This window comes from Psychrobacter sp. HII-4 (assembly GCF_904846595.1).
Classification (GTDB): domain Bacteria; phylum Pseudomonadota; class Gammaproteobacteria; order Pseudomonadales; family Moraxellaceae; genus Psychrobacter; species Psychrobacter celer.
This window is the reverse complement of record NZ_CAJHBJ010000047.1, coordinates 1-11,259: the sequence shown is the minus strand read 5'-3', so window position 1 is coordinate 11,259 and position 11,259 is coordinate 1. Positions and strand designations below refer to the sequence as shown.

At 47.2% G+C, this 11,259-nt stretch carries 9 protein-coding genes and 1 pseudogene; 6 read left to right on the top strand and 4 right to left on the bottom strand.

What is annotated here, in order from left to right; genetic code table 11:
* The 6 genes and pseudogenes from JMX98_RS12715 to glmS form a co-directional block, all read left to right on the top strand.
* Positions 1-117: pseudogene (locus JMX98_RS12715) on the top strand (IS982 family transposase); the annotation flags it as partial.
* Positions 118-185: 68 nt separating this feature from the next.
* Positions 186-1,106 carry a transcription antitermination factor NusB gene (gene nusB, locus JMX98_RS12710; RefSeq protein WP_201587091.1) on the top strand — a complete coding sequence of 307 codons (921 nt, stop codon included), beginning with the start codon at positions 186-188 and terminating at the stop codon, positions 1,104-1,106.
* 2 nt (positions 1,107-1,108) lie between these two features.
* Positions 1,109-2,137: a thiamine-phosphate kinase gene (gene thiL, locus JMX98_RS12705; RefSeq protein WP_201587090.1), complete on the top strand. Its 1,029-nt coding sequence runs from the start codon at positions 1,109-1,111 to the stop codon at positions 2,135-2,137.
* 3 nt (positions 2,138-2,140) lie between these two features.
* The gene (locus JMX98_RS12700; protein ID WP_201587088.1) at positions 2,141-2,731 is read left to right on the top strand and encodes a phosphatidylglycerophosphatase A; all 591 of its coding nucleotides are present in this window, start codon (positions 2,141-2,143) and stop codon (positions 2,729-2,731) included.
* 134 nt (positions 2,732-2,865) lie between these two features.
* Positions 2,866-4,242, top strand: a complete 1,377-nt coding sequence (gene glmU, locus JMX98_RS12695; protein WP_201587085.1) for a bifunctional UDP-N-acetylglucosamine diphosphorylase/glucosamine-1-phosphate N-acetyltransferase GlmU — start codon at positions 2,866-2,868, stop codon at positions 4,240-4,242.
* Between the two features lie 431 nt (positions 4,243-4,673).
* A complete protein-coding gene (gene glmS, locus JMX98_RS12690; protein WP_201587083.1) occupies positions 4,674-6,518 on the top strand; it encodes a glutamine--fructose-6-phosphate transaminase (isomerizing) in 1,845 nt (614 codons plus the stop codon).
* Between the two features lie 368 nt (positions 6,519-6,886).
* Here the strand turns inward: glmS and JMX98_RS12685 are convergent, their stop codons facing one another.
* From JMX98_RS12685 to JMX98_RS12670, 4 genes are all read right to left on the bottom strand, one after another.
* Complete coding sequence (locus tag JMX98_RS12685) at positions 6,887-7,705, bottom strand: sulfite exporter TauE/SafE family protein (RefSeq protein ID WP_201587081.1); 819 nt, start codon at positions 7,703-7,705, stop codon at positions 6,887-6,889.
* A gap of 66 nt (positions 7,706-7,771) precedes the next feature.
* Positions 7,772-8,275, bottom strand: coding sequence for a flavin reductase (locus JMX98_RS12680; RefSeq protein WP_201587080.1), 504 nt, complete (start codon positions 8,273-8,275; stop codon positions 7,772-7,774).
* Positions 8,276-8,378: 103 nt separating this feature from the next.
* Complete coding sequence (locus JMX98_RS12675) at positions 8,379-9,407, bottom strand: methionine synthase (RefSeq protein ID WP_201587072.1); 1,029 nt, start codon at positions 9,405-9,407, stop codon at positions 8,379-8,381.
* 45 nt (positions 9,408-9,452) lie between these two features.
* Positions 9,453-10,457 (bottom strand): DUF1852 domain-containing protein, encoded by a 1,005-nt coding sequence (locus tag JMX98_RS12670; protein ID WP_201587069.1) that lies wholly within the window; start codon positions 10,455-10,457, stop codon positions 9,453-9,455.
* Between the last annotated feature and the right edge of the window lie 802 nt (positions 10,458-11,259).

The window sequence follows — 11,259 nt, the reverse complement described above, 5'->3', positions numbered from 1 at the left end:
TTATGGCATTTGTCTCATCGATTGATTCGTAAGATTCTGTCGCATAATCTGTGCTTTGTACTCAATAAAAAACTTGGTAACCCGCCTCTTCAGTTTGATTTGCTTATTTCAAGTTGAGAGTGGGGTATTTTATTGGCTATTTATTCACTTAGTTAAACTTTTTGTTTAAACCTTAGGTATTTTTCATGACTGACCAACTCAAACGCGCTATCCATGAAGCAAAGACGGCAAAAACTACTAGCAATCCTACTGATAAAGCGGGTGCTAGCAGTGAGGAACAAAACTTCGATATGAGTGAGTCGACTTATAAGACGACCCATACTGCCGTACGTAAGGCGCGCCGCTTTGCTATGCAAGGCTTATATGAATGGCTGGTCACCGACCGTCGTTTTGATAAAGACGGTAAGCTTGGCTGGAAAGATAATGCACCGCACGATATCGCCGCGCGCACCCGTGCGACCAACGCCATGCATACGGTACATATCGGCTACTATCACGAAATGATGCGCGATATTCCCGAACAAATCGAAGCGCTAGATGCGCTTATCAGTCAGCATCTCGATCGCGATATCGATAAATTAGACACCGTTGAGCATGCTATTTTATTGATTGGTGCCTATGAGCTGCAAAACCGCTTAGAGATTCCTTATAAAGTGGTACTAGATGAAGCAATGAAGCTCAACACTCACTTTGGCGCCACTGACGCGCACAAGTTAATCAACGCGGTGCTCGATAAAATGGCCACAGATCTGCGTGACCTCGAAGTACAGGCCGACATCAAGGCCAACCGCCGCAGCTCACAAAAAGCCGCTGCACCTGCCGCACAGCCGCAAACTACTGATGAAACCAAGGCTGTCACTAACGCTGACGACACCAGCGAGACGCCGACCACAACTGGCAAACCTCGTATCAGTGCCAATAAAGCCATTAAACGGCCACGTGCTAACAAGGCTCAGGCAAATATCAGTGATTATAGAGCCAGTAAAAAAGCCAGTGCACAGGGACATAATGAGGCAGCAGCCGCGCCTACCCCTGAGAGCACTGCCGCCGATGTTGGGCTACAGGACTCAAACCTTGTCAATTCAGACGAAAAAAGTAAAGACTAACCATGAATGAATTTGAGCTGATCGAGCGCATCTTTGCACAGATGCAAATATCGCCAGCACGCACGGCAACGGACGTCGAAAAAGGCATCGGTGATGACGCGGCGGTGATGAGCGTGCCTACGGGCGCGCGCTTGGTCAGCTGCATTGATACTCTCGTTCAAGGGCGGCATTTTAGCGCCGATTGGGATGAAGTAAATCAATTAGCCTTTCAAATTGGCTATAAAGCGGTCGCGGTCAATGTCTCAGATATCGCTGCGATGGGTGCGGCGGCGCACAGTATTTTGTTGGCGCTGGCATTGCCTGAGCGCTTGGTAAATGAGACTTGGCTCACTGAATTTGCCAAGGGTTTGTTTCATGCCTGCCAGCTCTTTGGCGTGACTCTGATAGGCGGTGATACCACGCGCAGCGATAACTTAGTGTTAAGTGTTAGCGCGCAAGGGTTTTTAGCCGCTGATACACCAGCCGTCTATCGCTCAGGCGCGCAAGTCGGTGATAAAGTCTATGTATCAGGCACGCTTGGGGATGCTGCATATGCGCTGCAGCATCCTGATAGCAGCCAAGGCATAGCGCTGGCGCATCGCTTGCACATGCCGACGCCGCGTATCACCTTAGGGGCCGCGCTGGCCAAAGTGGGCGCCACAGCGATGATCGATATCTCTGATGGTCTGTATCAAGACCTTGGGCATATCTGCGAGCAAAGTGGCGTTGGCATACGTCTTGATTTAGAGCAGCTGCCAACCAGCCAAGCGTTAGCGAGCGTGGATGTATCTGAGCGCTTACTATGCCAGCTGGCAGGTGGCGACGACTATGAGCTGGCTTTTACTTTACCTGCTGATATCGAGCCACCCGTCAACGATATCAGTGACACGCCAGTGACTTGTATTGGCGAGGTGATAGCATTGGCCAAGGCAGACACGGCAACCAACGTGCATGCTGAGCTGTATTATCAAGGACAGCGGGTAACACCGACGCACCCTGCCCCTTTTGCCACATGGCCCACGCTGACGGGTTACCAACACTTTGCAGGTTAATCCATGACCGATCATGATCTATCTAAGCCTGATATCCGGCAAGCCAATGACTGCCCGCCTCTACCTGCCACGGCCAGCACGCTCGATCGTGCGGTTTATTGGCTCGGTATTGGTCTCGGTAGTGGCCTGCCGCGCCGTGCCCCTGGCACATGGGGGACAGTGGGCGGGCTACTCGTCGCGATACCGCTTATGAGTTTCGGCTTTTTGCCGTTTTTGATAATCACTATATTGTCTTGTGTCGTTGGTAACTCAATATGCGGCAGAACCTCCACTCTGATGGGCGGTCACGATAACCCGCATATCGTCTGGGATGAATGGGCGGGTATGTGGCTCACCTTGCTACCGATGTCTTATATGGGCGTTGCCGATAGCAGTTTTTGGCAAAATATCAGCCAAACCTCTTCTCTCATCGCGCTTCTTATCGCCTTTATCCTGTTTCGTTTTTTTGACATCATCAAGCCACCACCGATCGGCTGGGCAGATAAAAAAGTCGCCGGTGGCTTAGGTATCATGCTCGATGACATCATCGCAGGTATCATGGCGGCACTTGTTTGGATTGCTCTTTATAGTAGCGTATTATCGCTTGCTAACTGATGCTGCTATGAGTCGTGAGCACATTTCGTGACGCTGCAAATAAGACGTTACAAAGATATCACGACTTAGCAGTTTGGTTGGTTACGCATTTACGTTATAATTCAAATCACATCTTGTTACATTTGTAGGCCATTATGACTTCTCCTCTTTCGGTAATTATCCTAGCAGCGGGTAAAGGCACACGTATGCAGTCGGCCAAACCCAAAGTCCTGCAGACACTGGCTGGCAAGTCTTTACTCGCTCACGTTTTAGACACCTGTCACCAGCTGACGGTCGATGAGACCATCATCGTGCATGGTTTTGGCGGCGAGCAAGTCAAAGCTGAAATCACCACCCAGTATGCCCAGTCAGCCCTTACTTGGGTGGCGCAAACTGAGCAGCTAGGGACCGGGCATGCGGTCAAGGTCACGCTGTCTGATTTGCCAAAAGACGGTCAAAGTCTGATTCTTTATGGTGATGTACCATTGGTCAGTTGCCAGACGTTAACCGCATTAAAGTCGGCCAATACCGATGGCATGTCGATGCTGACGCTAACGGTAGATAACCCATTTGGGCTAGGCCGCATCAAACGTGACAACAACGGTAATATCGAAGCCATCGTTGAGCAAAAAGATGCCAGCGCTGATGAGCAAGCCATCAAAGAGATCAATAGCGGCATTTACTGCATCGATAATGCCCTGCTTCATAAATACTTGCCGAAACTATCAAACGACAACGCCCAACAAGAATACTATCTGACAGATATCGTCAAGATGGCCGTGGCCGATGGTATCGCCATCGCTGCGATTGAGCCTGAGCATACCTTTGAGATTGAAGGCGTCAACAATCGTCAGCAGCTCGCTAGCTTAGAGCGGACGTGGCAAGGAAAGTTAGTCGCCGACTTACAAGAAGCCGGCGTGCAGTTTGCCGATCCTAGTCGTGTCGATATTCGAGGGACCCTAAGCGCCGGTCAAGATGTGTTTGTCGATGTTGGCGTGGTGTTCGAGGGTGATTGTACCTTAGGCGACAATGTCTATATCGAGGCAGGATGCGTCATCAAAAACGCTCATATCGGCAATGCTTGTCATATCAAACCCTACTGCGTCATTGATCATGCCAAGATTGGCGCTGGTGTCGATGTCGGGCCTTTTGCGCATTTGCGTCCTGAAAGCGTACTAGCAGACCAGAGCAAAGTCGGTAATTTTGTCGAAATCAAAAAATCCACCATCGGTCAGGGCAGCAAAGTCAATCACTTAAGCTACGTGGGCGACTCGACTGTCGGGACAGGCGTCAATATCGGTGCAGGTGTCATTACCTGTAATTATGATGGTGTCAATAAGTCACAAACCATCATCGAGGACAACGCCTTTATCGGCTCCAATGCCAGCTTGGTGGCGCCGGTTACCATCGGTGATACAGCGACTGTAGCGGCAGGCTCGGTGATTACCAAGGATGTCGATGCTAGTGCCTTGGCGTTTGGCCGCGCTCGGCAAACGCAAAAAGAGAACTTTCAGCGTCCAACTAAAAAATAAAGACGGCGGTGATCGTCAACTCGATAAAAACGATAGTAAGACCACTAAGGCAGTACGACAATAATTTGTGGTGCTGCTTATTTATAGGGCGTGTTGAACATTCATAAATAGGCACTGCTGATCGCTAAAATTGTTCCAGACAAGGCGCAAAGCGACGATAATGCAGATGCCTTAGCTAGATTTGCAACGCAGTATGGCGCAATTTTAGCATCAGCCGTAGGGACAGGACTCTTTTTTGCCGCTTCATTGGTAAAAATAGACGCTTAGAGCGACTAAGCTTACTATTTTTACCTTCGAATCGTCTAAAAAATAGTCTCTGTCAGTGCCATGGTTGAATGTTCAACACGCCCTATTGACAGATTAATGATTATCCATGTATTGGCATCTTTTCAAATCACATGGTATGAGAACATAAAATTTAAGGAATAATTATGTGCGGAATCGTTGGAGCAGTGGCTGAGCGTAATATCGCCAATATCTTACTTGAAGGACTAAAACGTTTAGAATACCGCGGCTACGACTCCGCTGGCCTAACGGTCATTCGTGATGGCGAGCTGCATCGCGAACGCCAAGTGGGCAAGGTACAAGCCTTAGTCGATGCCGTCGCCGTCAATCCTGAGTTTTTTGATGGTCATATCGGTATTGCCCATACCCGCTGGGCCACACATGGCGAGCCTGCCCAGCGCAACGCCCATCCGCATATCTCTGGTAAGATCGCGGTGGTGCATAATGGTATTGTGGAAAATTATGCCGAGCTTAAAGAAACGCTGATAGCAAAAGGCTACGAGTTTACCTCACAGACCGATACCGAGGTCGTTGCGCACTTAATCAATGATATCTATAAAACCACATCTGAATTATTAGAAGCGGTGCGTGCGGTCATTCCTATGTTGCACGGCGCTTTTGCCCTTGGCATTGTGCATATCGATTGCCCAGATGAGCTGATTACCGTGCGTCTAGGCTCGCCATTGGTCATCGGTGTGGGGATCGGCGAGAATTTTATCGCGTCCGACCAGCTAGCACTTATGCCCGTGACCAACCGCTTTATGTATCTAGAAGAAGGCGATATCGCCAAGCTGACACGCGACAGCATTGACGTATATGCAGATGGTGTAAAAGTAAAACGTCAAATACATGAGATTGACGCCGCCCAGCATAATGCCGATAAAGGCGAGTTCAGACATTATATGCTCAAAGAAATCTACGAGCAGCCAGATGCAGTTGCTCGTACCATTGAGATGGCAGTAGATAGCGATGCGCCATCTAAGCTGCGTGATGATTTTTTACAGCGTCATGAAACGCAGTTAAAAGGCATTAAACAGGTCCAAGTCATCGCTTGTGGTACCAGTTATCACGCAGGTTTGGTGGCAAAGTACTGGTTTGAAAGTCTCACTCGTGTGCCGTGCTCAGTTGAAGTGGCTAGTGAGTTCCGCTACCGCAATCCGGTCGTCGTCGATAACACACTGGTCATTTGTATCTCGCAGTCTGGTGAGACAGCCGATACCTTATCGGCGCTACGCGATATTCAAAAACACACACCAGCCGGTCTTGTGAGCTTGGCACTGTGCAACGTACCGACGTCGTCTTTGGTACGCGAGACCGATATCTTTTTGCCGACGCTGGCGGGCCCTGAGATTGGTGTCGCTTCCACCAAAGCTTTTACCACTCAGCTGGCCGCCTTGATGCTGCTGGTGTTAAAGGTAGGCGCCGTCCAAGCGCGCATGACAGACGAGAAACTGAGCACGCTGCTAGATAAATTACAAGCGCTGCGCGGCCAACTGCATGCCAGCTTACACCTCGATGCGCCTATCAAAGTCATGAGCGAGCATTTTGAATATAAGAAAAGCTGCTTGTTTTTAGGTCGCGGTTTACAATTTCCTATTGCACTAGAAGGCGCATTGAAGCTAAAAGAGATCTCTTATATCCACGCTGAAGGCTATGCCGCCGGCGAGCTAAAACACGGCCCATTAGCCTTGGTGGATAAAGACATGCCAATCGTGGTGCTCGCGCCAAAAGATAGTATGTTTGATAAACTCAAAGCCAACATGCAAGAGGTGCATGCGCGCCATGGCGAGCTGTTTGTCTTCGCCAGTGAAGAGAGCAAGATGGTTGCAGAAGATAGAATGCACATGGTCTATGTGCCTGAGGTTTGCGAGACACTGGCCCCCATCGTCTATAGCATACCTGTGCAGCTACTGTCCTACCATGTGGCCGTGATGCGCGGCACAGATGTCGACCAGCCTCGTAACCTCGCAAAATCAGTGACGGTTGAATGACACAACTCATTGATTTTAAATGCTTGTGGGTGAGTAATAAAGATTCATACTGAGTATTAAAACATCATACTCACTCGACAAGACGTTGATTTATAAGTGCTTTAAATATAATCATCCTAAAAATTATGTGTTTAGTATGATACTTTATTATTCTGAGCCCCAAACTCCTTTCAACAAAATCAGTAACTTAGCGTAGATTGAGTATGATGGTTAATTACTCTCGTACAATGCTTTTTATGAATTAAACCCTTTACTGTATAGCATTACTAGATCGCAAAGGGTTTAGTGAATGTTGTTAGCCACAATAATATGATTAGGGCGTGTTCTCATTCTAAAGAGAACACGCCCTATTATACAAATATCATTCTCTAAACCAACCCTTTATAAAGAAAATAAAGTCCCACTACGAATAACAATACCGAAAAGCACTTCTTTAACAGTGGCGGTGAGAGCATATGAGCGACTTTTGCCCCAACTTTAGCGGTAAAAAAGCTCATACTCGCAATGCCCAAAAAGGCATAAATATGCACAAAGCCAATGGTATTGGGTACATCAACTTGCTGCTGCATACCAAAGAACATAAAGCCGAGCGCACCAGCAATGGCAATCGGCAAACCACACGCCGCTGAGGTGCCTACCGCTTTTTGCATGATCACATTATAACGGGTGAGATACGGCACCGTTAAGCTGCCACCGCCAATACCAAAAATGGCCGAAGCCACACCAATAATACCACCTGCCGCAAGTTGCTTGGGTTTAGACGGTAATACCACAGGCGTATGACTCGCATCACTCATATGTGTACGTCTTTTACCAGCGGTAAACATTCTATAAGCGACCCACAGCAAAAACACCCCGACAATAAGCTGCAGATATAACCCTGATATTTGCCCAGCTATCCCTGCTCCCAAAAAACACCCTAGCGCCAAACCAGGTGCTAGATTTTTAAAGACTGGCCACATGACGCCGCCCTTTTTATTATGCGCCATCAGCGAGCTGATCGAAGTGACAATGATGGTCGCCAGCGAGGTGCCTAGTGCCAGATGCATGACCGTATCAGGACTGTAATCCATTTGGGTAAAGACGATAAATAACAGCGGTACGATAATGGTGCCACCGCCCACGCCGAAAAGCCCGGCCGCAAACCCTGCTAGTGCACCTATGATTAAAAAAATGAGTAGTTCCACGGGATAGTGTCTTCTTATATAGTTTTATTTTCTGAGCAAGTGCTCTATATTAATGCCAGTTATGACTTATACAAGCTCAACTTGACCGACGTAATGATAAGCACGGTTAAAATACACTAAACTCTCATCTTGCCCGCTTGGGGATTCTGGAGGTTTGATAGCGACCACTCGGCACATCAGCACACTATGCGTACCCACTTCTTGAATGTGCTCAATCTCACAATCAAAGCTCACTAGCGCATCTTTCAGGATAGGCGCGCCTGTCACAAGTTTAGTCCAAACTCCTTGCTCGAAGCGCTCATCTGAGCTTAGTTTAGAAGCAAAAGCATTGGATAAGTGTTCATGCTGGGCACCAAGCACATTGACGCTCAAGACTCTATTGTCCACAAAATGCTCATGTGAGCGCGCGGCTTGATTCATACATACCAGCAGTGTCGGCGGTGTATCAGTGACGCTACATACCGCCGAGGCAGTAAACCCATGAGTGCCTGACGGACCATTGGTGGTGATCACATTGACCGCCGTGGGCAATAGCGCCATGGCATCTCTAAAATCAGTGGCTTCAATCATATCTTTTATCATTACTACAATCCTGAGAAACGTTAAATCTATAAGTACCTTGTTAACTGAGGCCACTCATAAGCTTAAACAAGCCAGAACTTGTTAAGTTTTACTAAACGCTCAGCTCTTGCCGCACGATTGCCGCACCAGCGCTCAGCGCATGTAGCTTGCCGCGTGCCACCTCACGAGACAACGGCGCCATACCGCAGTTGGTCGAGGGATACAGCTTGTCCGCATCGACAAATTGTAAGGCCTTGCGTAGCGTATCGGCTACCTCCTCAGGAGTTTCAATATCATTAGTGGCGACATCGATTGCACCAACCATCACTTTTTTACCGCGAATGAGCTCTATCAAATCCATGGGCACATGCGAGTTTTGACATTCTAATGAGACGATATCGATCTTTGACTGCTGCAGTTTAGGAAACGCTTGCTCATACTGACGCCACTCTGAGCCCAGCGTTTTTTTCCAGTCGTTATTGGCTTTGATGCCGTAACCGTAGCAGATATGTACTGCTGTCTCACATTGAAGTCCCTCTATAGCACGCTCTAGTGTCGCAATGCCCCAATCATTGACGTCATCAAAAAAGACGTTAAACGCCGGCTCATCGAATTGGATAATATCCACGCCTGCTGCTTCTAACTCGCGGGCCTCTTGATTGAGAATTTTAGCAAACTCCCATGCCAGTTTTTCACGGCTCTTGTAGTGACCATCATACAGCGTATCGATCATGGTCATCGGGCCGGGCAGCGCCCATTTGATCGGCTTGTCAGTATGCTTACGTAAAAACTTGGCATCTTCTACAAACACAGGTTTTTGACGGCTCACCGCACCCACGACTGATGGCACGCTTGCTTCATAGCGATCACGAATTTTAACGGTTTTACGGTTTTCAAAATCGACGCCATCTAGATGCTCAATAAATGTAGTCACAAAATGCTGGCGGGTTTGCTCGCCATCACTGACGATATCGACGCCTGCTTGCACTTGCTCTTGTAGCGATACTAGCAGCGCATCCTGTTTTGCCTGAAGCAATTCTTCACCGTCAAGTTGCCACGGCGACCAAATTTTCTCAGGTTCGGCCAGCCATGAGGGTTTGGGCAAGCTGCCAGCGGTTGAGGTCGGTAATAATATATGCATGTTATCTCATCTTTTGTATCATAATATTTAATATCTAAAGCTCTATTAAGCCACTTGTTCATCAGCGCTTTTGTCTACCGCAAAGCCTGCTGCCCACTCATCTAGGATATCTTGATAAGGCGTAATAAATGTCTCTTCGGTGAACTTGCCTTGCTTCACTGCCAGCTGGCTGCGCTCCTCACGGTCATACACCACTTGCGTCTTTGAGTAGTCTTGGTAATTGAGACTGGGCTGATAGACCGCGCCTGCTCTGGAGTTGGCATTATAAATCTCAGGGCGATAAATCTTCTGGAACGTCTCCATCGTCGCAATCGCGCTAATCAGCTCAAGATCACTGTAGTCGCTGAGCAGGTCGCCTGCGAAATAAAATGCGAATGGCGCTACGCTTCCTGTCGGCATAAAGTAGCGCACGGTGAGACCCATTTTATGGAAATAATCATCAGTTAATGAATGTTCATCCTGTTTGTACTCCGCGCCCAATACCGGATGCTGGTTGCCCGTACGCACATAGGTTCTCTTACTGGACACACTCAAGCAAATCACCGGCTGCTTATCAAACTGAGATTGGTAAGCCTCTGAACACAATAAATGCTGAAACAGCTTACCATGCAGCACACCAAACTCCGCTGGCGGCTTTGATTCTGGATGGTTGGCAAAATGCGCTGGCAGTATCACACTAAAGTCATAATCGCGCACGTAGGATGAGAAGCTATTGCCGACCATACCGCTGATACGGGAGTTATCCTTGTGATCGACAATCGTGGTTTGTAGCATCTCGATACTGGGGAAAGTATGACCGTCGCCTGCCACGTCTAAGTCTGCTGAGATGATATCCACTTCGACCGAATAACGATCGGCAGTAGGATTATCCCAATGCGCCAGATCATTAAAGCGATTGTTGATCATTTTCAAGGTTTTGCGTAAGTTGTCTTGACGACTTGCGCCGCGTGCCAAGTTGGCGAAGTTGGTCGTCAGGCGTGTACTATCGGCAGGCTCGTAGTTTTCATCGAAACGTATGCGAGATATGGTATAGGTAAATGGCTGAGTCATGATAGTCCCCTTTACTACTCTGATAGCTCTCGTCTAGAGGCATCAGATAAAAGCTAATTTGTTTATGGGATGAATCATACCTTGAACCTCACATGAATAAAAACGATGTTATTTAAAGATAAGATGAATTTAATTCAACTTTATAAATTAAATGAATGAGCGGAAACCAAGAGGAATACCTGGAAAAATTAAATCAAGCTGGAAGCATGGACTTTATGCATGAGAGGTTAACAGATGGCAGAGCTTTTAAACTTTTTAATATGACTGACGATCATAACCGTAAAGAACTCACGGCGATATTGATTTCTCACTGCCTATTAGAAGGGGGTTACTTATCTAGAGTTAGTCAATTGAATACCGAGATCGCTTGATACAAATGAAAAGCGATAATGATTTTAAGTACATTAGCAATGTGATTAAAAAATGAACAGGGCACTCAAACAAGGCATCATCTTAAGCCTGTAACTTACAGAAAAATGCTTATGTGAAGCATATTAACAGAGCCATGAGGTATGATTGGTGAAATCAGAGGCTACCTAGTAATTTAGAATAAGTACAAACGTACGCAAAAAACAGGCTATATCACTATAATCGTAAACGCCAAAATACGGGTAACCGTGGCTTTACGCCAATATAGACACTAAATCAGACAGCTTAATTCTGTTTTTTATATGTCATAGGTTGGAGAGGGTTGCAAACAGTTAAATAAAATATATACAAACCTACCTATTTATTACTATAATAGATAGATTATATCTATAATATAGAGAGCAAGTTATGGGGAAACTGGTTAGTATTGGGG

What these genes read in the sequence shown, in the direction of transcription:
- JMX98_RS12680 (WP_201587080.1), bottom strand. Translation starts at nt 8,275, where the DNA reads ATGATTGAAGCCACTGATTTTAGAGATGCCATGGCGCTATTGCCCACG.
- JMX98_RS12675 (WP_201587072.1), bottom strand. Translation starts at nt 9,407, where the DNA reads ATGCATATATTATTACCGACCTCAACCGCTGGCAGCTTGCCCAAACCC.
- thiL (WP_201587090.1), top strand. Translation starts at nt 1,109, where the DNA reads ATGAATGAATTTGAGCTGATCGAGCGCATCTTTGCACAGATGCAAATA.
- glmS (WP_201587083.1), top strand. Translation starts at nt 4,674, where the DNA reads ATGTGCGGAATCGTTGGAGCAGTGGCTGAGCGTAATATCGCCAATATC.
- nusB (WP_201587091.1), top strand. Translation starts at nt 186, where the DNA reads ATGACTGACCAACTCAAACGCGCTATCCATGAAGCAAAGACGGCAAAA.
- glmU (WP_201587085.1), top strand. Translation starts at nt 2,866, where the DNA reads ATGACTTCTCCTCTTTCGGTAATTATCCTAGCAGCGGGTAAAGGCACA.
- JMX98_RS12700 (WP_201587088.1), top strand. Translation starts at nt 2,141, where the DNA reads ATGACCGATCATGATCTATCTAAGCCTGATATCCGGCAAGCCAATGAC.
- JMX98_RS12670 (WP_201587069.1), bottom strand. Translation starts at nt 10,457, where the DNA reads ATGACTCAGCCATTTACCTATACCATATCTCGCATACGTTTCGATGAA.